This window comes from Sphingomonas jatrophae (assembly GCF_900113315.1).
In the GTDB taxonomy this organism is placed as follows: domain Bacteria; phylum Pseudomonadota; class Alphaproteobacteria; order Sphingomonadales; family Sphingomonadaceae; genus Sphingomonas_P; species Sphingomonas_P jatrophae.
Window position 1 is genome coordinate 1,202,716 of record NZ_FOZG01000001.1, and the last position, 20,772, is coordinate 1,223,487.

Annotated in this window: 22 protein-coding genes and 1 pseudogene; 11 read left to right on the forward strand and 12 right to left on the reverse strand. The window is 66.1% G+C overall.

What is annotated here, in order from left to right; all coding sequences use genetic code 11:
• Positions 1–63: 63 nt before the first annotated feature.
• The 9 genes from BM360_RS05660 to speD are packed head-to-tail and all read left to right on the forward strand — an operon-like array spanning position 64 to position 7,476.
• Positions 64–654 carry a TetR/AcrR family transcriptional regulator gene (locus BM360_RS05660; RefSeq protein WP_093312058.1) on the forward strand — a complete coding sequence of 197 codons (591 nt, stop codon included), beginning with the start codon at positions 64–66 and terminating at the stop codon, positions 652–654.
• A gap of 34 nt (positions 655–688) precedes the next feature.
• Positions 689–1,666, forward strand: coding sequence for an SPFH domain-containing protein (locus BM360_RS05665; protein ID WP_093312068.1), 978 nt, complete (start codon positions 689–691; stop codon positions 1,664–1,666).
• An 8-nt stretch (positions 1,667–1,674) separates the two neighbouring features.
• Entirely contained in the window at positions 1,675–2,349 is a 675-nt protein-coding gene (locus tag BM360_RS05670) for a DUF4178 domain-containing protein (protein WP_093312074.1), read from the forward strand.
• Positions 2,346–3,587 (forward strand): DUF4178 domain-containing protein, encoded by a 1,242-nt coding sequence (locus BM360_RS05675; RefSeq protein WP_093312077.1) that lies wholly within the window; start codon positions 2,346–2,348, stop codon positions 3,585–3,587. The genes BM360_RS05670 and BM360_RS05675 overlap by 4 nt, the downstream gene beginning before the upstream one ends.
• A 5-nt stretch (positions 3,588–3,592) precedes the next feature.
• A complete protein-coding gene (locus tag BM360_RS19515; RefSeq protein WP_165611211.1) occupies positions 3,593–3,742 on the forward strand; it encodes a hypothetical protein in 150 nt (49 codons plus the stop codon).
• Between the two features lie 21 nt (positions 3,743–3,763).
• On the forward strand, positions 3,764–3,973 hold the full coding sequence (locus BM360_RS05680; RefSeq protein ID WP_093312079.1) for a DUF350 domain-containing protein: 210 nt from the start codon (positions 3,764–3,766) through the stop codon (positions 3,971–3,973).
• A complete protein-coding gene (locus BM360_RS05685) occupies positions 3,966–5,498 on the forward strand; it encodes a polyamine aminopropyltransferase (RefSeq protein WP_093312081.1) in 1,533 nt (510 codons plus the stop codon). The genes BM360_RS05680 and BM360_RS05685 overlap by 8 nt, the downstream gene beginning before the upstream one ends.
• Positions 5,495–7,108, forward strand: coding sequence for an FAD-dependent oxidoreductase (locus tag BM360_RS05690; RefSeq protein WP_093312084.1), 1,614 nt, complete (start codon positions 5,495–5,497; stop codon positions 7,106–7,108). Before BM360_RS05685 ends, BM360_RS05690 begins: the two co-directional genes overlap by 4 nt.
• Positions 7,105–7,476 carry an adenosylmethionine decarboxylase gene (gene speD, locus BM360_RS05695; protein WP_093312087.1) on the forward strand — a complete coding sequence of 124 codons (372 nt, stop codon included), beginning with the start codon at positions 7,105–7,107 and terminating at the stop codon, positions 7,474–7,476. Before BM360_RS05690 ends, speD begins: the two co-directional genes overlap by 4 nt.
• 18 nt (positions 7,477–7,494) lie before the next feature.
• Here the strand turns inward: speD and BM360_RS05700 are convergent, their stop codons facing one another.
• The 11 genes and pseudogenes from BM360_RS05700 to BM360_RS05750 form a co-directional block, all read right to left on the reverse strand.
• Positions 7,495–8,844, reverse strand: coding sequence for a DUF6056 family protein (locus tag BM360_RS05700; RefSeq protein WP_131819189.1), 1,350 nt, complete (start codon positions 8,842–8,844; stop codon positions 7,495–7,497).
• Between the two features lie 78 nt (positions 8,845–8,922).
• Positions 8,923–11,400: a calcium-binding protein gene (locus BM360_RS05705; protein WP_093312092.1), complete on the reverse strand. Its 2,478-nt coding sequence runs from the start codon at positions 11,398–11,400 to the stop codon at positions 8,923–8,925.
• 77 nt (positions 11,401–11,477) lie between these two features.
• A pseudogene (locus tag BM360_RS05710) lies at positions 11,478–11,603 on the reverse strand (S-adenosylmethionine:tRNA ribosyltransferase-isomerase); the annotation flags it as partial.
• A gap of 198 nt (positions 11,604–11,801) precedes the next feature.
• Entirely contained in the window at positions 11,802–12,980 is a 1,179-nt protein-coding gene (locus BM360_RS05715) for a tyrosine-type recombinase/integrase (protein WP_165611212.1), read from the reverse strand.
• Between the two features lie 93 nt (positions 12,981–13,073).
• Positions 13,074–13,796, reverse strand: a complete 723-nt coding sequence (locus BM360_RS05720; protein WP_093312099.1) for a hypothetical protein — start codon at positions 13,794–13,796, stop codon at positions 13,074–13,076.
• Positions 13,783–15,192: a hypothetical protein gene (locus BM360_RS05725; RefSeq protein WP_093312102.1), complete on the reverse strand. Its 1,410-nt coding sequence runs from the start codon at positions 15,190–15,192 to the stop codon at positions 13,783–13,785. Before BM360_RS05725 ends, BM360_RS05720 begins: the two co-directional genes overlap by 14 nt.
• A gap of 316 nt (positions 15,193–15,508) precedes the next feature.
• Positions 15,509–15,898, reverse strand: a complete 390-nt coding sequence (locus tag BM360_RS05730) for a hypothetical protein (protein ID WP_093312105.1) — start codon at positions 15,896–15,898, stop codon at positions 15,509–15,511.
• Between the two features lie 72 nt (positions 15,899–15,970).
• Positions 15,971–16,264 (reverse strand): hypothetical protein, encoded by a 294-nt coding sequence (locus tag BM360_RS05735; protein ID WP_093312110.1) that lies wholly within the window; start codon positions 16,262–16,264, stop codon positions 15,971–15,973.
• A gap of 90 nt (positions 16,265–16,354) precedes the next feature.
• Positions 16,355–16,720, reverse strand: coding sequence for a hypothetical protein (locus BM360_RS05740; RefSeq protein WP_093312112.1), 366 nt, complete (start codon positions 16,718–16,720; stop codon positions 16,355–16,357).
• Between the two features lie 71 nt (positions 16,721–16,791).
• Positions 16,792–17,052, reverse strand: coding sequence for a hypothetical protein (locus BM360_RS05745; RefSeq protein WP_093312115.1), 261 nt, complete (start codon positions 17,050–17,052; stop codon positions 16,792–16,794).
• A gap of 1 nt (position 17,053) precedes the next feature.
• On the reverse strand, positions 17,054–17,398 hold the full coding sequence (locus BM360_RS05750; protein WP_093312120.1) for a hypothetical protein: 345 nt from the start codon (positions 17,396–17,398) through the stop codon (positions 17,054–17,056).
• 500 nt (positions 17,399–17,898) lie between these two features.
• Here BM360_RS05750 and BM360_RS19740 point away from each other — a divergent pair, with 500 nt between their 5' ends.
• Both BM360_RS19740 and BM360_RS05755 read left to right on the forward strand, forming a co-directional pair.
• On the forward strand, positions 17,899–18,219 hold the full coding sequence (locus tag BM360_RS19740) for a DUF262 domain-containing protein (protein WP_207544531.1): 321 nt from the start codon (positions 17,899–17,901) through the stop codon (positions 18,217–18,219).
• Between the two features lie 65 nt (positions 18,220–18,284).
• Positions 18,285–19,667: an AlbA family DNA-binding domain-containing protein gene (locus BM360_RS05755; RefSeq protein ID WP_207544532.1), complete on the forward strand. Its 1,383-nt coding sequence runs from the start codon at positions 18,285–18,287 to the stop codon at positions 19,665–19,667.
• Between the two features lie 73 nt (positions 19,668–19,740).
• On the opposite strand, the gene queA is transcribed toward BM360_RS05755, so the two are convergent.
• Positions 19,741–20,766: a tRNA preQ1(34) S-adenosylmethionine ribosyltransferase-isomerase QueA gene (queA, locus tag BM360_RS05760; protein ID WP_093312128.1), complete on the reverse strand. Its 1,026-nt coding sequence runs from the start codon at positions 20,764–20,766 to the stop codon at positions 19,741–19,743.
• Between the last annotated feature and the right edge of the window lie 6 nt (positions 20,767–20,772).

A 20,772-nucleotide genomic window follows, 5' to 3' on the forward strand; every position in this document is an offset into this window, starting at 1 on the left:
TCCGGGTCCGCCTTGCAAAGCCTGCCTTGATTGCCTTGGTCGAGCGGACTAGCGCCCCCGTCGATGGGCAGGCGATCCGATCACAGCCGGGACGAGTTGCGCGAGCTGATCCTCGTCGCGGGCGAGCAGCTGATCGCGGAGACCGGCTATGCCGATTTCTCCGCGCGTGAGGTGGCCAAGCGGGTCGGCTATACGATCGGCACGATCCACAACGTCTTCGGCAATGTCGACGGGCTGGTGACGCAGATCAACACGCGCACCTTCACCGCCTGGGCCGACGCGCTGGACGCCGCACTGGCGGAGGCGGGCGAGGACCGGATCGAGGCGCTGGTGCTGGCCTATTTCCGCTTCGCCGCGGACAATCTCAACCGCTGGGCCGCGCTCTACGATCACCGCCCCGGCGACGACACCTATACGCCCGAGGACGAGGCACCCCGCGCGCGGCTGCTCGGCATCGTCACGGACGAGGTGGCCCGCACGCTCGACCGCCCCGTCGACGAGGCGGTCGCCACCCTCGCCCGTTCGCTTGTCGCCACCGTCCACGGCCATGCCAGCTTCGCGCTGACCGGCAGCTGGGCAGCGATGGGGCAGACCGACGTGGAGGCGGCGGCGCTGGCGCGGGTGCGGGAGAGCCTTGCCGCGGCGGCGGGATAGTCTAGGTTCGCGCCGACCTTTGGGGAGGCACGCGATGGGTCTGGGAAGCTTTTTCCGCAAGCAGCTGATCGACGTGATCGAGCGGGAGGATGAGCCGGGCGTGCTCGCCGCGCGCTATCCGGCGGAGGATCGCGAGATCCAGAACGGCGCGAAGCTGACCGTGCGCGAGGCGCAGGCCGCCGCCTTCTTCGACGAGGGCCAGATCGCCGACGTGTTCCAGCCGGGCCTCTACACGCTCGACACGTCCACCCTGCCGCTGCTCACCGCGCTCTCCAACTGGGACAAGGGCTTCCAGTCCCCGTTCAAGTCGGACGTGTGGTTCTTCTCGCTGCGTGAGCAGGTCGACCGGAAGTGGGGCACCGCCCAGCCGATCACCATCCGCGACAAGGATTTCGGCCCCATCCGCCTGCGCGCGCACGGCCGCTACAGCTTCGCCGTTTCGGACGTGGTGCTGTTCTGGCGCACGCTCGTCGGCAATGGCGAGCGGTTCACGACGGAGGAGGTGGAGCCGCAGCTGCGCGCGGCGATCATCACCGCCTTCGCCACACGCCTCGGCCAGGGCGACATCGCCTTCCTCGACATGGCGCAGAACCAGGCGGCCCTGTCGGAAACGCTGCGCGAAGCGGTGGCGCCGGAATTCGCCCGCTTCGGGCTGACGCTAACCGGCTTCCTCGTCGAGAGCCTGTCGCTGCCCGACGAAGTGCAGGCGCATATCGACAAGGCCGCCTCGATCCGCGCGCTCGGCAATCTCGATAGCTATACCAAGTTCCAGACGGCCGAGAGCATCGCCGCCGCGGCCGCCAATCCCGGCGGCGTCGCGGGCGTGGGGGCGAGTGCGGCGGCGGGCATGGCGATCGGCCAGGCGATGGCGGGCGGCACTTCTGCCGCATCGGCCCCGGCCGAGGATCCGTTCGCGCTGATCGACAAGCTGCATCGCCTGCTCCAGGCCGGCGCGATCAGCCAGCAGGAGTTCGACGCCAAGAAGGCGGCGCTGCTCGCCAAGATCGGCTGACTTCGGCCATGGACGCGCCTGCGTGCCCGAATTGCGGCGCGCCCCTCGCCTTCCGCTCGGCCGCGCTGCCGGTGAAGGTATGCGACTTCTGCCGATCCACCGTGATCCGCCGCGGCCCTGCGTTGGAGCTGGCGGGCGAGGCCGCGACCGTGCCCGAGGGTGTCAGCCCGCTGCAGATTGGCACCACCGGCACCGCCACCGGCCGCCCGTTCGAGCTGGTCGGCCGCGTCCGCTGGCGCTGGACGGACGGCGCGTGGAGCGAATGGCTGATGCTGTTCGGCGACGGCAGCCATGGCTGGCTGAGCGAATCCTCCAGCCGCTGGATGATGCTGCCGCGTGAAGGGCGTGCGGCGGACGTGCCCGATCTGGTCGCGCGGATGCGCGGCGGCGCGGTGAAGCCGGGTCTGCGCGTCATGCTCGACGGCAGCGCCTACGAGGTGAACGACGCCCGGATCGTGACGTGCCTCGGCAGCGAAGGCGAACTGCCCTTCGCCGCGCCCGCAGGGCTGGAGATGTTCAGCGTCGACCTGATCGGGCACGACGGGCGCTGCGCCAGCGTCCAGATCGAGGATATCGACAAGCCCGCCGTCTACCTCGGCCGCTATGTCGCGCTGGCCGATCTCAAGCCCCGCAACCTGCGCACGATCGAGGGCTGGCCCGTGCCGGACTTCGCCCGCGCATGAGCAGCGCCGCCCCCGCCCTCGCCGTCCGCGCGCTCACCTGCCCGAATTGCGGCGGCGCGATCGAGATGCGCGCGGCGGGCAGCACCGTCAGCTTCATCTGCCCGCACTGCGGCAGCACGCTGGACGCGACCGACCGCGATCTCGCGCTGCTCACCCGCGCGCACAAGGCGATGAAGCGCCCCCGCATCGCACTCGGCACGCGCGGCACGATCGAAGGCACCGAGTGGCAAGCCGTCGGCTATATGGAGCGCGTCTCCGAGGATGGCGGCTGGTCCGAATATCTCCTGTTCAACCCGTATCGCGGCTATCGCTTCCTCGTCGATAGCGACGACGGCTTCTATCTGGGCGAACTGCTCGACCGCGCGCCCGAGGGCGGCGAGGATCGGGTCACGCTCGACGGCAACAGGTTCACGCTGGACGAGCCCGCTTATCCCGCACGCGTCACCTTCGTCGTCGGTGAATTCTACTGGCGCGTGGCAGTGGGCGAGACGGTCGACATTCTCGATTATTCGGGCCCCGGCGGCATCAGCCTGAGCGCCGAGACGAACGAGCAGGAGCGGACGTGGACGCGCAGCCGCCGGCTGGACGGCGGCAAGGTGATGCTGGCGTTCGGCATCCAGCAGTCGGCCCGCGCCACCCGCCCGCCCGGGCCCGGCAGCGCGATCCCGGGCGCGTTGCTCGTCGCCTTTCTCACGGTCGTCGCGCTGCTGATCGTCAGCGCGGCAGGCTATGCGCGGCGCCCGCTGCTCGCCTCCGGCACGATCGACCTGCCCGTCGACGGGCCGACGCGGATGACCGTCATCACCCCCATCACGCTCACCGAACCCGACGCGCTGACCATCGAGACGCGGGGCGGCCGCTTGAGCAACCAGTGGGTCGAGTATGATTACTCGCTCGTCGATCGCCGCACGCAGACCAGCTATGACAGCTCCGCCGTCGCCGAATATTATAGCGGCGGCAGCGGCGACGATAGCTGGAGCGAGGGTGACAGCTCACCCCACACCGCCCTGCTCGGCGTGCCCGCCGGCACTTACGACCTGATCGTCGAGGCGTCCGCACGCAACTGGCCCGAGCGCGGCATATCGTCCTTCGGAACGGGGGAGACGATCACCTCGCGCATCCGCGTGCGCCGCGGCGTCAGCTCGATGGACAGCTTCTGGTTCTCGCTGTTCCTCGTCGCCCTGTGGCCGGGTTTCCTGATCTGGCGCGCGATCAAGCGCAAAGACGAGGAGGATTGATCGTCATGCGCTGGTCCACCGTGGTCTATACATTGTTCTGCATGGCAGTGGTGACGCTGCACATCGCGCGGACCTTCGCCGGCTATACCGTTCCGGGCGACCGTCCGACCGGCACCTATGTCGGAGGCGTCTCCTCCGGGCCCCATCACAAGTGACGCCGACCGAAAGGAACAACCATGCTCTCCGCCGCCGTCCTGCTCGCCACGCTCGTCTACGCGCTGATCGGCATCGTGATCTTCGCCGTCGGATTCCTGCTGTGGGACCGGCTGACCCCGATCGACCTGTGGAAGGAGATCTGCGTCAACCAGAACAGCGCCATCGCTATCCTGGCCGGATCGGTCGCCATCGCCCTCGCGCTCATCATCTCCTCGGCGATACATGGCTGATGCTGCCGAAGGTGCCGGCCGGTCGCGGATCGGGCTTGCGCTGCTCGCCTCCGCCTTCGTCGTCGCCACCTGCGGGCTGATCTACGAATTCCTCGCCGGCACGCTCGCATCCTACCTGCTCGGCGACAGCGTCACCCAATTCTCCACCGTCATCGGCAGCTATCTGTTCGCCATGGGCGTCGGCAGCTGGTGCTCGCGCTACGTGAAATCGGGCGAATTGCGGCTGTTCGTCCGGGTCGAGCTGCTGATCGCCGCGATCGGCGGCAGCTCCGCGGCTGTGCTGTTCCTGCTGTTCGACCGGGTGGAGGATTTCCGCCTGCCGCTCTACGGGCTGGTGCTGGCGATCGGCGGTCTAGTGGGCCTGGAAATCCCGCTGCTGATGCGCATCCTCAAGGATCGGCTGGAATTCGGCGATCTCGTCGCCAAGGTGCTGACCTTCGACTATGTCGGCGCGCTGGCGGCCAGCCTGCTGTTTCCGCTGCTGCTGGTGCCGCATCTCGGCCTGATCCGCACCGGCTTTCTGTTCGGACTGGCCAATGCCGGCGTCGCCATCGCGCTGATCCTGCTGCTGCCCGAGCGGCGCCGGCTGACGGCCGAGCTGGTCGCCGGCCTGCTCGTCACCGGCGCGTTGCTCGCCGGCTTCGTCTCGTCCGAGCGGTTGCAGCGTGCCGCGGAAGTCGCCGCTTATGGCGAGCCGATCATCTACGCCGCCTCCACCCCCTATCAGCGCCTCGTGCTGACCAAGCGCAACGACGAGATCCGCCTCTATCTCAGCGGCAATCTGCAATTCTCGTCGCGCGACGAATATCGCTATCACGAGGCGCTGGTGCATCCCGCGCTCACCCGCGCAGCCACCTTGCGCGACGTGCTGGTGCTGGGCGGCGGCGACGGTCTGGCCGTGCGGGAGATCCTCAAATATCCCGGCATCGCCTCGATCACGCTCGTCGATCTCGATCCCGCCATGACCAACCTGTTCCGCACCAGCGCCATGCTGGCGGCGCTGAACGGCAATGCGTTCCGCTCGCCCAAGGTGCATGTCGTCACCGCCGACGCGTTCGGCTGGCTGCGCGCCAATCGGCGGCGGTTCGATGCGGTTCTGGTCGACTTTCCCGATCCGACCAACTTCTCCGTCGGCAAGCTCTACACGCTCAGCTTCTACCGTGAGCTGGCCCGCGCCGTCGCGCCGGGCGGCATGGCGGCGGTGCAGGCCACCTCCCCGCTCGTTGCGCCCAACGCCTACTGGACGGTGGCGACGACGCTGGAGGCGGCAGGCTTCGCGACCCGCGGCTATCACGCTTATGTGCCGAGCTTCGGCGAATGGGGCTTCGTGCTGGCCGGCCACACCGCGCCGGGCGCCCCCGTGCGGGCGCTGCCGCCGCGCCTGCGCTTCCTGAACGCGCGGGCCGAGCAGCTCGCCTTCTTCTTCCCGCCCGACATGGCGCGGCGGCCGACGCCGGTGAACCGGCTCGACAATCAGGCGCTGGTTCGCGCCTTCGATGCCGAATGGAGCCGGGTGGAGGGATGAGCCCGCACGTCTCCCGCCGCGTCCTGCTGGGCGGTGCCGCGGCGACGGCCGCCGCCGCCGGCGCGGGCGCGCTGGCGCTGCGGCGGGAGAGCTGGCCCGGCACGCTCGGCGGTGCCGATGCCGCGCGCGGTCATAAGCTGCGCGACGGCCGCTTCCCCCCGCCTGCCGAAACGCGCGAAACGGGCATTGCCATCGTCGGCGGCGGCGTCGCCGGGCTCGCGGCGGCGTGGGCGCTGGCCGAGGCGGGGCACGAAAACGTCACGCTGTTCGAGCTGGAGGATCAGCCCGGCGGCAATGCCCGCAGCGGACGCAACGCCGTCTCCGCCTTCCCGCTCGGCGCGCACTATCTGCCGATCCCCAACGCCGAGGCCACCAGTGTCCGCCACCTGCTCGAGCGGTTGGGCATCATCACCGGCTGGTCGGGCGGCAAGCCGATCTTCGATCCCTATCAGGTCGTCGCCGATCTCGACGAGCGGCTGCTCCGCCTCGGCCGCTGGCAGGAGGGGCTGGAGCCCAGCTTTGCCCTGTCCCCGGGCGAGCGGCGCGAGAGCGAGGCATTCTTCGCGGCCATGGCGAACTATCGGGCGATGCGCGGGCGGGACGGTCGCCCCGCCTTCGCCCTGCCCGCCACGTTCAGCTCGCGCGATGCCGAACTGCTCGCGCTCGACCGGATCAGCTTCGCCACCTGGCTCGACCGCAAGGGCTTCCGCTCGCCCGCCTTGCGCGCGCACCTGCGCTATTGCTGCCGCGACGATTATGGCTGCGAGCCGGAACACACCTCCGCCTGGGCCGGCATCCACTATTTCGCCGGCCGCCGCGGCGAGGCTGCGAATGTCGACGGCGATGCGGTGCTGACGTGGCCTAGCGGTAACGGCCACCTGACGCAGGCCATGGCCCGCCGCGTCGCCAGCCGGATAAGCGGCGGGCAGGTCGTCCATGCGGTGCGGACTGAGGGCGCGGGCGCCGTCATCGACAGCTACGATGTTGCGGCGGGGCGCACCATCCGCTGGCAAGCGCAGGCGGCGATCGTCGCGGCACCGCGCTTCGTCGCCGCGCGGCTGGTCGGCGGCTCGGCGGAGGGCTTCTCCTACGCGCCGTGGGTCGTCGCGAACGTCACGGTGGACCGGCTGCCGCGCGGGCCCGGCACGGCGCTGGCGTGGGACAATGTGTCGTCCACCAGCCCCTCGCTCGGCTATGTCGTCGCCACGCACCAGTCGCAGGGCGCGGTGGACGGGCCGACCGTGCTCACCTGGTATGATGCGCTGTCGAGCATGCCCCCGGCCGCTGCGCGCCGGCTGATGCTGAGTCGCCCGCTGGGCGAATGGCAGCGGCTGGTGGCGGACGATCTGCTGGCGATGAACCCCGACCTAAAAGGCGCCATCCGCCGGATCGACGTGTGGCGCTGGGGCCATGGCATGATCCGGCCGGTGCCGGGCTTCCTGTGGGGCGCGGCGCGCGAAGCGGCGGCGGAGGCCCGCCCGCCTTTGTTCTTCGCCCACTCCGATCTGAGCGGCCTCTCCCTGTTCGAGGAGGCGCATTATCGCGGCACGCTGGCGGCCGAGCAGGCGATGGCGCATCTCGGCCGCCCGTTCACGTCGCTGCTGGCATGAGCCCGTTCGACGGCACCCACCTGCTGGCCGACCTGCACGGCTGCGACCGGCTGGACGAGCCCGCGCTGATCGAGCGCGCCCTGCGCGCCGCGGTGGCGGGCGCTGGCGCCACCCTGCTCGGTCTCAAGCTGCACCATTTCGGTGGGTGCCAGGGCGTTACCGGCGTCGCGCTGCTGGCGGAATCGCACGTCTCGATCCACACCTGGCCCGAGCACCGCTATGCCGCGGTCGACATCTTCCTGTGCAGCGGCCGCGCGCATGTGGAGCGCGCCATAGAAGCGCTGACCACCGTCCTGGCCCCCCAATGCTGTGAAACGCAGCTGATCGCGCGCGGCTATTCGTCCGTCACCGAGACGAGCGCGCGCTGACCCTCTCACAGAGCCCGTCTAATAGACGCGCCACCGTGCCCCCGCCGGCCCCACCGATCGCAGTGACCGCAGCCCGAAGCGGGCGGCGACGCAGCGATTGGAGCGGTCGGCCGGATCGGGATCGATCTGCCGGTTGAAGAAGATGGACGGATAATAAGGCAGGTCGGCAACGGCGACATCCCGCCCCCGCGCCCGGCTCAGCTCAGCCCAGAACGCCGCCTGGCTCGCCTTCCATGCCGCCGCCTTGGGCAGATCGTGCAGCGCCATCGCGACGTTAGGCGCGGTGACGATCGATCCGGCAAGCGCCGCCAGCGCCGCGATCTCCAGCGCCGGATGCGCCGTCCGCCCGCGCACATGCCAGGCGACGAAGGCGCTGCCGGCCAGCAGGATGGCGAAGCAGGAACCGAGCACGCGGTAGGACGGCACCTGCCCGGTCGCGAGGACGAAGGCCGCGTTCGCCGTCGCCGCCACACAAAGGCTGAGCAGCGCCACCTGCCACCACCGTCGCCCCCCCGCCAAACCGAGCGAGGTCGAACAGGCGGCGATCATGACGAGTGCCAGGATGCGCGGATCCACCGCGTAGGCGAAGGCCGAGTCATAGGGCCGGAACAGCTTCACCGCGGAGCCGAGCAGGCCCACATCGCCGGCCGGCGCGGCGCTCAGCCGCACGTCGGTGCCCGGCGCGAACACGACCAGCGCCGTCGCGGCAAGTGTCGCCACCAGCGCCGCGGCGAGGCCAAGCGGGCGTTCGCGGTCGAGCAGCTTGCCGAGAATCACACCCGCCAGCGCAGGGGCCAGCGCGATGCCCGCCAACTCGTTGAAGGTCGGCGCGAGGAACGCCGCGGCGATGCCCGGCACGATATGGCGCAGCCGCGCGCCGGGCTTGAGCAGGAGGTAGAGGGCGAGCGCCGAGAAGAAGAAGGGCACCGGGTAGCTGATGATGCCCGCCAGCCAGTAGAACAGGTCCGAAATGCCGGGGCTGGCGGACCAGAACACTGCCAGCAGGATCAGCGCCGCACCAGCCTTGTCGCGCACACTGCGCGCTCGCATCGCCGTCGCGCAGATCAGGTAGAATCCCGCATACCAGATCGGCCCCGACCAGATGACGAAACCGCCGACATCCTCGCCGGCATAATCGTGCCCCTGCGCCAGCAACGCATAGAGGAACATCGCCGACCACCGGCCGGACCATGTGCGATAATAGAAGTTGGCGGTCGCGACCGGATCCCCGCTGCTGCCCATGAAGCAGAAATCGTCGAGATAGGGGTAAGCGAAGCGCGCGTAGATCGCTGCCAGCAGGATGGTGACGAGGCTCGCGCCCAGCACGGCCACGATCGCCAGCCGCCTGATCAACTTGACATCGAGCAACGCCCGCCCTCCCCGCCGCCTTTGCGGGTTGGGCTATAATCCCGGGGGTCGGTTGTCCAACAAACCGCTGCGCAGGCGCTACAGCACGAACCAGTCGGTCAGCCCCCGCACGTCGCCGATTAGCGAGATGATCATGTCGGCCTCGCGGTCGCCATTAACGTCGGCAAGCAGGTTGGTGCGCCCCTGCGACTCGATCCAGATCAGCGATAACTCGCCCGCCTGCCCGGTGAAGCGGTCGGTCAACACGAAGGCCTCGTTGCCGGGCGACATTTGATCGGCATCGATCGCGGAAAGGTCGAGAAGATCGCCAGCGGTAAAATCCTGGATCGTGTCGCGACTGTAGGGCCCTGAGTCGAAGGTCGAATAATAGACGAAGCGGTCCGCTCCGGCCCCGCCGACCAGGCGGTCAGCGCCGCCAAGGCCGATCAGCGTGTCGTCTCCGGCATCGCCCGCGAGCCGATTGGCGCCACCATTACCGCGCAGGATGTCGCTGAAGGTCGAGCCGAGCAGCTGTTCGATCCCGATCAGCTGGTCGAGCCCCGCGCCCACGGTGTCCTGCAGGGCCGACGTATCGAGCCGCACGCTGACGCCCCGTGTCGCCGAATAATAGCTGGCCATATCCTGACCCGCCTCGCCGTCGAGCACATCCTGTCCCGCGCCGCCGACCAGCATGTCATCTCCCTCGCCGCCGCGCAGCACGTCGTTGCCGGCGAAGCCCTGCAGCATGTCATTGCCGCCGCCGCCGAGGAACAGGTTGTTCTGCGCATTGCCGTAGAGTGCGTCGGCGAAGGCGGAGCCATAGAGTGACTCGATCGAGACGAGCGTGTCGATCCCGGCACCGGCCGTATCCTGTGCCGTGGTGATCGCCAGATTGACGGTCACCGCGCCGCCTTCCGCGTAGGAAGCCGCGTCGATCCCCTCTCCCCCGTCGATCTGATCGTTCCCGGCACCACCTGAGATCGTATCGTTGCCGCCACCGCCGAGAATTCGATCATCGCCTGCCAGCCCACGCAGTTCATTGGCGCCGCTGTCTCCGGTCAGCACGTCGGCGAACGCGGACCCGGTGAGATTTTCGATTCCGACGAGCGTATCGTTCCCCGCGGCGCCGGTTTGCTGCGCCCCCGCAACGTTGAGGCTGACGGTCACGCCGCCGCTTGCGCCGCCATAGCTGGCGACATCGCTGCCGGCGCCACCGGCCAGCGTGTCGTTCCCGCGACCGCCCTCCAGCACGTCGGCCAAGTCGCCGCCGGTCAGCATCACGCGGGATTCGACCAGCGTCACCGCCGAGGCATGCAGCCGGTTGGCCTGGTAGCGCCCGCCTTCCAATATGAGCGTGCCGTCGCTGCCAAGCTGCGCATCGCCCACCGTCAGCGTCCCGCCGTCCGCCAGTTGGAAGCGCTCGATCCCCGTCACGCCGGCAAGCCCGACTGGATCGACGATGTAGGCGCTCGAGCGGAATCTCAGCGTATCGAAGCCCGCACCGCCATCGACGACGGTGGCCGCCGTGAAGTTCCCGCCCGGCAGCGCGAACACGTCCGCGCCCGCACCGCCGCGGAAGGTGTGCTCCTGATAGCCCGTCACGTTCACCGATCGCGTCGGATCGGTGATCCCCGACGCGTCGACGCCGCCATCGCCGACGGTAAGCTTCAGGACCGGCGCGTTGGCCTGTGCGAAGGCATTGCTGATCTCCACCGAGCTTGTGGCAAAGTAGGTCTCGATACCCGAGATGTTGGCGAGCTGTGCTGCGGTGCCGCCATTGGCGTACAGCGTGTCACGCCCCGATCCGACGATCGTCACCGCAGCGCCGATATTGTTGTTCAGCCGGTAGACGTTGGGCGCCTGGCCGCCGATGATCGTCAGCGACTGCACGGATTGGCTGAGCGTCTCCACAACGAGGCCCGCATTCGTCATTGCCGAACCGTCGATCCGCGCAACCAAGCCGGCCTTCACAGTCACCACGTTGCCGAGCGCCGTGCTGCCCATCCGATCGGTCAGCTCGATCAACTGACCCTCGCCAAGCACGATCCGCTCGATCCCGGAGATGCCCGCCAAATCCGCGCGCGTGAAGGCAGTCGTGCCCGTCGTCGGCAGAAGAGTCAGCACGTCGGTCCCGCCGCCGCCGTCGACGATGTCATTGCCGTCGAGATCGCCCGCGGCGAAGGTGAAGCTATCCGCCCCGCTGCCCCCGAGCAGTGTGTCACGTCCCGCGCCGGACAGGAAGGTCACCGCCCTGGTGGCTTGCGCGGCATCAATCCGGTCGTCGCCGCTGCCGCCGACGATCGTCAGCTCACTGCTCGATCCAATCAGACTGGCCGGCAGCGTGATGACGTTGACGCCATCCGCCAACTCAACCCGCTCGACCTGCGTGACCCGCGACAGCGCGGCGGCGGAGATCGTGCCGGCGGCGGTGAAGCGCAGGATGTCAATGGGACTGCCCGTGCCGCCGGTCACGGCGTCCGCGCTGGTCAGCGTTTCTGGCGTGAACAGGAAGAGATCGGCCACGTTCGTCTTGCCGGCGAAGATATCGGCACCTGCGGTTCCGGTGAATGTCGCCACGTTCGTCTCCCGCGATAGCTCGGGTGCTTTGCAACAGGATTGCGTCACCGAGAAGAGATGCGAAGTGGTACTGACGTTTAACGGACGGGCAAGAGCAGCGAGGCATCCCCGTAGGAGTAGAAGCGGTAGCCATTTTCAATGGCATGGCTGTAAGCCGCTTTCATCCGCTCCAGCCCCATCAACGCCGAGACCAGCATGAACAGATACTGGTGACAGCTAATTTTCCCGTGCAATAACATCTAGATAGATGGCGGTGAGAGCCGTTTGGCGACGACTCCCACCAACCTCCCATTTTCGGCCGAAACCGACCTAGGCCACGCTTCCTGCTGGAGGCATTTTGGTCGGATCGGATTTGGCAAAGTCGCCTACAGCCCACCGACACGGCGTATCGACGGCTAGGATCAGACCGACGGCAGCACCTGCTCGGCCCACGTCGTCCCCGTAACCCTCGCCGCCGCATTCACGGCGTTCAAGAGCACGCCCTTGTCGGCATGGGCGTACCGCTCCGTCGTCCGCGTCTGCGCGTGCCCGAGAACCTTCGCCACGATGAACAGCGAGTGGCCCGAGTTCACGAGGTTGCTCGCTGCGCTGTGCCGAAGGTCATGCACGCGAAGATCGGGGAGCCCAGCCCGCCGCCGGGCCGTGTCCCAGCTATTGAAGAAGGACGTGAACGGCTCACGCGTCTTCGGGTTCGGCACGATGAACGGGCAGTCCTCGAACCGAGGCACCTGCCGAAGCACCGCGATCGCCTCGTCCGACAGTGGTACATCGCGCTTGCCCGTCTTGCTGTACGGCAGGTGCCAGACCTTGCCCTCAAGGTCGACGTCGCCCCAGCGGCCGTCGAGCAGCTCGCGCTTGCGGCAACCGGTGAGCAGCAGCAGGGCGACGATGTACTGGAGCATCGGGTTCTCGCTCTCCTGCACCGCCTTCTGCAGCCGCTTCGTCTCGTCCGGCTTGAGGAACCGCTCGATCCGGTTGTCGGGATCCTTCTGCCTGACGCCTTCCAACGGGTTCTTGTCAGCACCAGGCAGGCCCCACTGTTTGGCGAGCCGGAGCATATAGCCGAAGATCACCTGCCAGCGGTTCACGAAGGATTGCGAGTAGCCTGACTTCACCTGTCGGTTGAGCCAGTCGATGATTTCCTCTTGTCGCAGCTGATCAAGGTGAAGTCGTCCGAACTTCGGCAGCAGGTGCAGCCGAAGGATGCGTTCGTCGATATCGTGCGACTTCTTGTTGGAGCGAATGAAATCGAGATAGCGCTCCGACAATTCCTTAACGGTCGGGATACGGCGGTTCTCTTCCCGCTTCTCCTGCGGATCGATTCCAAGAGCGACAAGCCCTTTGACACGGACGGCTTCCTTCTTCGCCTCCGCGAACGTGACGTCGGCGGCGTTGGCGATCTTATACTGACGCTGGCGTCCGTACTGGTTCTTGTAGCGCAGCGCGTAGGTTGCGCCTCCACGCGGACGAGCGTCGAGCACAAAGCCGGTGACGATCTCATCGAAGAACGTCTCGGGCTTCGTGCGCGGCGTGGCACGAATCGCCTGAACGGCGGCGGCGCTAAGGGTGATGCTGGGCATGATGCTTCCTTTGCTGAAGACATGACTTGCCGATCCCGGAACCTCATCGCTGAGGCTCCGGGGCGGCTGCATTCGATTGACGATGGTGTGGAGTTAGCTCTGCGGGCTGGACGGGTTCAGGGCTGAGGCCTGGGCTCGTTCACGCAGGTCGTTCGGCCAGTAGCCGGCGAAATCCTCCGGCGCGGCGGGCATCACCGGCAGCGCTGCAGCCGGCTCAGACGACACGGCCATCACGGCCCATGCACGCCGCTCCGAGTGCGGCGCTTCCAGCAGCTGCAAGCCGTTGACGATGCGGTTCCTGTTGCGTGCCAGATAACGCCCGAACTTCGACTGGTTGACGAAGCCCCGCTCCACGCAGGGCAGGTCCATGACGGCATCGTGCAGATCGCCATGCTTGTCGTTGTCGATGTGCTTGAGCACCTGACGGACGAGCGTGCCGCGCTGACCGAATGCATCCTTCCACGCGAGAAGCAGGTTGCCGAGCTGCTCGCGATCGGGATCATGCATGATCTGCTCGATCAAGCTCGTCGCCGGGTCAGGCTCGCCCAGCCAGATGAGGCTGTGGCGGCACAGGTCCGACCATTCCTCGAAGCCGGCGATGTTGGGCACGTTCGCCTTCGGGCACTTCGCCGCGCGCCACGCGGCGATGATGGTGAGCGCGTCGCTTACATAGCGGCCCCGCGCCTCCCGCACGCGATCGGCGGGACGCCCGGTGAAGTCGCGCGTGGCCGCCATCTCCGTCTTCGGCAGCAGGTAGATGGAGGCGACGCGCCGGGCCATGTCCCGCAGCGGCCGGATGTTGTTACCGGTGCCCATGACGAAGCTCGCCGCCCGCGGTGACGACCCTGCTCGATCCCAGCACGCGTTCGGTGATCGAGCCGTTAGTGAGCATTCGGTTCATCGCGCCGTGCGGCAGCCAATCGGTCGGCATGTCGTCGAAGCAGACCGCGGCAGGCTGCTCCAGCGCGAGCGAGAGGACGACCTTGGTCGCCTCCTCGTTCGTCACCGGATAGCTGATGCTGCGCGCTTCGCCCGGCCCCGCGAAGGGTGCGATCACCGAGGCGAGATAGCTCTTGCCGCTGCCCGGCGACGAAGCAGTGATGTTAAAGGCGGGCGCCACCTTCAGGGAGTCGCGGATGCTGGCCGTCAGCATCGCGCACAGGGCCGCCGAACGATCCTCGCTCGACTCGAACTCAAACTCGGTGAGCAGGGATTTCAGGCGGTTGAGCGCCGCCAGCGCGTTCTCCCTTGTCAGCAGCGGGATCGAATAGTGCGATGGATCGAACGCTGCATAGATGCCAGTGACGGGATCGTAGCCCGGAGTGGACACCAGCCGGGCGTCGCTCGGACGCAAATAGGGCTGCCGCGCCAGCCGGGTCAGGGCCGGCAGCTCGCCGGTGCCCTGCGACTTGTGCAGAGCGTTGACAACGTTGCTGGGGACGTCGCGCCGCTCCCACTTCTCGGAACGAGCGTCATACTTCATCCAGTCGCTTGCGGCCGACAGATGCAGCGTAAGCGATTGCTCCGTGACCGCATCGGTCGTCACGTCACCCGTGGCCGGATCGGTCTTGAGCGTTACGATGACGCCGTTCGAGCGATAGAAGGCACCGCGTGCGGCAAGCACCTTCTCCGCCGCCGTGACAACGCGATGCACCTCCCCGTTGATGACGCGGATGGTCGCCTTGCACCGCGCCGCGTGCCGATCGACCTTCAGGTGATCGAACAGCGCGCCGATCCCCCGCGCCTTTTCATGGCTGCATGGGCAATGGAACAGGCCGGACGGCACCGCCTCCGTGGGCGCGAAGTACAAGGCGTCGCCCTGTTCGCCGGGCGCGTGTTCGCCTGCCCAGGGGCAGGTGATGCGATGCTCGCCCTCGTGCGGCTCGTCGCGATAGAGGCCGCTGCGGGCCAGCGCATCGATGACGGGGTTCGTCTCGGGCGCCGGGCGGTAGATGTCGCGGGCCTCCGCCTGCGGTGCGGCCGGGGCGCCGCTTTCGCTAGCCGGGGCGTCGGAAGGGGGTGATGGGGGCGTGGCCCCCTTCCCACCTTCACCCCCTTCGCCGGGGTTGTCGGTCGGATTCGTCGCCGGCTCGGGCGCCTCACTGCTGCTCGCAGGCGCCGCGTCGGCGGGCGTCGGTGCCGTGATCGTGTTGAGACTGTCGGACGAAATCGAAGTCTCGGCCGCTATCTGGAAATTCGTGTCGTGCTTCAATGATTTAACCCACTTAAGATGCGCGTGGCTTCACGCGATCAATGTTGTGGGCTTGCGTGTTGAGCTTTTCGCTGATCCCGGCGGCTCAAACGCAAGCCCGCTGATCCGAAGAGACTTCGGGGCGACATGCATTTGGAGCAGCCACAATCTCGAGCGAACTCGAACGGCGGGTCAGGCCATGTGCTGCAGAGAAGCGACAATCGGCTGGACGCTCGCCAGGAGCGCCTCACCAACCGTCAGGTGGCCCTAACATATGTTCGGGCGGAACATGGTCAAGGAGATTGTAGGTCGTTTTTAGTTGCGTTTAATGCAAGCGTCAGCCGCTCGTCCCAACGTAGCTTCGGCATAGCTGGTAGAGTTCGGGCCAAGCGGGTTGTTCAGCGGAGATAAGTAGGACGTAGGCGAAGGAGCTGCCGAAGCTGACCGACAGCTCGAACCAGCCGCCGTGATCGACGAAATGATCCCAGAACGGCTGAAAGCCCTCCTCGCCGAAGCGAACCCCGTCGATCGGCTCAACAAGCGGAGAGAAGCCGACCTCGCGCACGATGTCAGCCTCGGTGTCGCCGGGCTCGACGATCACGAACTCCGTCCAGTCGAGTAGGTCGGCGAGTGCGGTGAAGCGGCTCTCCAGCAGATCGCGCAAGCGAGGGTCGAAGTCGAGCGTGAGCACGCGCACCCTGTCGGCGGCGTTGTAGATCCTGATCATGCTGGAGATCCTTTCGGCAAAGAAAAAGCGCCCGAGGCGGGATGCCTGGGCGCTGGAGCGGCTTGGGGTGAGCTAGGCGCTAGGCGGCGGGAGCAGCAGCGGCGGCGGGGCCGCACGTCGAAGCCGGCGCCAGCGAACGATCCAGCCGACGACGGCTAGGCAGGCAAGGCCGCCGAACACCGGCAGCGGGTAGGTGATCGTCAGGTGTCCGACGCCGAGCGCCAGCAGGACCAGCATGCCCTCGCGCGGGCGGGCGACGAAGGCGAGCACGCAGCAGGTGGCGAGCAGCAGGACGAAGCCCGTCACCGCCAGCTGCAGCGCGGTGATGAGCAGGCACAGGCCGACGATCTGACCCAACGTCTTCATGGGGCATCTCCGATGGTGGGGCCGCGCGGGGGCGGCGTTTTTGAGGATTTCCGAGCGTTTGCCGTTCAAGACGGCGCCGCCTTGGGCGGTTCAGGGCGTGAGCGGTGTCGTCGCGTGGAACCGGCAGAGCGCCAGCAGATCGGAATCGATTCCGTCCGTGTCCGGCACGAGCATGACGTCGGCGGCACTATCGTCGGACAGGTTGAAGGCGGCTTCGAACAGGCCGTCATGGTCAGCCGCCCAGTCGAAGCAAGGCTCGCCCTCGTCGGCGAGCGGGAAGGCGAGCGCCCGTTCCACGTCGGCAACCGTGTCGCCGGGCTCGACGACGATGAAGCGGGCAGCGCCTTCAATGGTGCCAAGCTGCGTCCGGCGAAGCGTCAGCAGGCGCTTGATGTTGGGGGCGAGGGGCGAGACGAGCGCACGCGCGAGCGCGGCGGTGGTGTCGATGAGTTGCATGGGGGATCCCTGAAATTAAAAACCCCGGCGCGATGGCCGGGGTCATGGTGGATCGGTGCTGTCGGATCGCCTCATTCGAGGTGCTTGGGTTCGTCGCCCTCGTCTGTGCCCTTGGACTTGGCCAAGGCGACGAGCCCGCCGGCGGCGAGCAGCCCCAGGCAGATGTAAGGGTGCGCGGCGAACAACGAGATGGTGCCGCAGATCAGCAGCAGGCCGATCGTCTCTTTTGGGCGGAAGATGAGCCCGGCGAGCACCAGCCCGACGAGCGCCATCTGAAGGACGGCCATCGCTAAGGCGAAGGCGACGATGGCGAGGATGAGGCGGACCACCACGTCAGTCGACCTTGCGGGTGGGAAAGCTCTTGTCGTCCGCCCAAGTGCGGCGGCACTCCTCCGGCGACTCCTCGTGCTCGCCGTTCCAATGCCAGACGCCATCCTGGCGGATGAGATACGCTTGCGACTTGCCGCCATAGCCGCCCATCTCGTTCTTGGCGTTGAAGGTGAGGCAGGCCCGCCGCAGTTCCTTGTTGTAGTAGAACTCCTCGAACTGAGCGGACTCGGGGTCCTTCAGCACGTCGCGCACGGCCTGCTCGGCGGCTTTTCGCTCACCGCTGCAACCTGCAAGCGCGATGAGAAGGGCGACCGCCGCCAGCGGCCGCTTGAAGCGGTTCTCGATCATGGATGTCCTTTCGGGAGAGGGCGTCGCGCGGACGCACGGGATCGCGTCAGGCGCCGGCGGCGCTGACGTCGGATGGTGGTGCTTCTGTCATTCGCGTCGCCCCCGTTACGGAGCGACCTTCGGCTTCAACCTCGCGCCGCCCCTATGTTCCTCTCGGGGCGACGGCCGAAGCCGGATGTTGGAAACCCGCTGAGACAACGAGCGCACGTGCCTTTACCGGCAAGCCGGTTGGACATGCGCACGTGCCACCCGGCCCCCGAAGATCGGCGACCGAGATGTCTCAAGAGGGGTTTCCACGCCCCGCCCCCCGGCTTTCACGGGAGGCAAAGCGATCATGGAGGGCTGGTGGGCGGATCGCAATAGGCCTACGCAGGCGCGAGCGATGCTTCTAAGCCTTTCCATTAAAAGATACCAAACCTTGCGCGTGCTTGTCGCTGCGCTGAGCGGTTGATTGGACAGCACCCGCCGCTATGTTCACGCGCAATTGCTGGGGGGTACACATGGCTGAGCTTTCGTCACAACCAACGTCAATCCAGACGATCTATGCGATGTTCAGCGACGAAAAGCTGTTCGTTAATCGGCGCTACCAACGAAAACTCGTCTGGACGCTTGAGGAAAAGCAAAAGCTAATTGAGTCGATTCAGAAGAAGTATCCAATTCCTGCGATCTTGATTGCAGAACGCGAGGACTCTCCGGGAACCTACGAGATCATCGATGGCCTGCAGAGGCTCCACGCCATAATCTCCTTTATCGAAACCGGTTTCGCGTCTCTGGAGGACAAAAGATTCGCAATCGAGCATTTCCCACGGCCAAACGGGTAGCTGACGAGGGAGGCTTCGCTGCAATCGAAGCTGACAGCTACTTGTCTGCCCGCGAGGTCGGCGACATGCTCAACTACAACTTGGCGACCTCGTATATGCGTGGGGCGTCAGAAGGAGAAATCAACGACGTCTTTGACCGTATCAACACGTACGGTCATCGCCTCAGCGATCAAGAGAGACGTCAGGCGGGTGTTCAGAACGATTTTTCCAATATGGTCCGAGACATAGCTTGCACTCTACGCGGAGACGCCTCTGCAGAAGTGCTTCCCTTACGTAGCATGCCTTCCATCAGCATCGACTTGCCCATGACCAAGCACGGTTATGATGTTCAGGCAGACGAGGTGATGTGGGTGGAGCACGGTATCCTTCGATCCACTGATCTCCGCGACAGTATGGATGAGCAGTGTATTGCAGACCTTGCTGCTTGTGTCGTCGGCGGAACGTTAATCGACAGGTCCAAGGATGCGCTTGACGCGGTCTACACGGAGGGAAGCCCGGAAGAAGTCCGCATTAGCAATGCTCTTACAATATACGGGGCAGATAATTTTGCTGATGAACTCAAGTACTGCATTGATGAGATTCTTAAAGTCTGCGCGTCAACAGCCCCAATCAAGCTAAGAGAGTTGATATTCAAGAAAAGCCAGACCAACGCTTTCCCGTCTGTATTTGCCGTTCTGTTTATCGCATTTCATGAACTAATCGTTGGTGACGGTCTCGTTATTTCTGATTATGACGGCGTTAAATCTTCCATGCGAGATATTGCCGAGCGTATTGAGCGGGGACGTAAAGCAACGTCTCCAGACGAACGACGCAAAAACGTTGATGCTGTTAAAGGCTTGATCCGCTCCTGCTTCATAGTGGCAAGCCCGAAGCCAAAAATATACGCCAACCACAGCACTGCGGACATTGATTCTGCAATTCGACGGTCGGAAGTAGAGCTCAGTGATTACGAACTGAAGCAGGGTTTGCTAACTTTATCAGATAACCGCAAGATAGATGATAATGTCATCAATAAGGTTTTGAGAACTATTTGTGCTATGGCTAACAATGGTCCTGGGCGCGATGGTAGAGTGCTGATCGGGGTCTGCGACAAAGACGCCGACGCCGTTCGTGTTCAGAAGCTTGATGGAGTCGAACCGAGGAAGGTTGGCAAAAGGAAAGTAGTAGGAGTTTCGAGAGAGTCCGCGTTCTTGAAAATCTCTCCTGAGCAATACTTGGCCAAGTGGAAGGATTCTATTAAACACTCTACGTTGACGCCCAGCGTGCGTGACAGCGTTCTCTCTCATGTTGATTTCAACTCTTACTTTGGGCTCGGCATCATCGTTATCAGCATACCGTCACAGAACGAACTGTGCTATCTGGATGGCAATGTTTACTGGCGAAGTGCTGACTCGACCGAACTGGCAGACACGCCGCAAAAGATCGTGAACGTGGCTAAGCGCTTCTAACTCGGCGCCCATCGCCAACCCACATGAGCGTGCTTTGCGCAGGAAGTCCCATCGCCATCGACGGAAGAGGCCTTCATGGCAGAAGGAGCGAGGCATCCCCGTAAGAATAGAAACGATAGCCATTCTCAATGGCATAAGCGTAAGCCGCTTTCATCCGGTCCAGTCTCATCAGCGCCGAGACCAGCATGAACAGGGTCGAGCGCGGCAGGTGGAAGTTGGTCAGCAGGCCGTCGATGCCGCGGAAGGTGTAACCGGGGGTGATGAAGATGGCGGTGTCGCCCTCCCACGCGGCGATGCGGCCGTCGGCACCGGCGGCGCTCTCGATCGTGCGCAGGCTGGTGGTGCCGACCGCGATCACCCGGCCGCCGCGCGCGCGCACCTGGTTCAGCCGCTCGGCGGTGGCGGCGTCGATGCGGCCCCATTCGGCGTGCATCGCGTGGTCCGCCGTATCCTCCGCCTTGACCGGCAGGAAGGTGCCCGCGCCGACGTGCAGCGTCAGCGTCTCGTGCCCGATCCCCGCCTCCGCCAGCGCCGCCATCAGCGCGGGCGTGAAATGCAGCGCGGCGGTGGGTGCGGCGACGGCGCCGGCCTCGCGCGCGAACATCGTCTGGTAATCCGCCGCGTCCGCCGCATCGGCGGCGCGGCGCGCGGCGATATAGGGGGGCAGCGGCATGCGGCCGGCGCGCTCCAGCAGCAGCTCGACCGGCTCGTCGCCGGCGAAGGTCAGCTGCCAGCTGCCATCGGCACCACGCTCGCCCGCTTGCGCCTCGACGCCCTCGCCGAAATCGATCCGATCGCCGTCGCGCAGCCGCTTGGCGTTACGGACGAACGCCCGCCACGCCCGCGGCCCTTCGCGCTTGTGCAGCGTGGCACCGATCCGCGCCTCGCCGCGACGCCCCTCCAGCTGGGCCGGGATGACGCGCGTGTCGTTGAACACGAGGCAGTCGCCTTGGCGCAGCAGCGCCGGCAGATCCCGGACGGTGCGATCCTCGGTCCGCGCGCCATCGAGCAGCAGCAGGCGCGCGGCATCGCGCGGATCGGCGGGCCTGAGCGCGATCCGCTCGGGCGGCAGTTCGAAATCGAACAGGTCGACCCGCATCGGGCC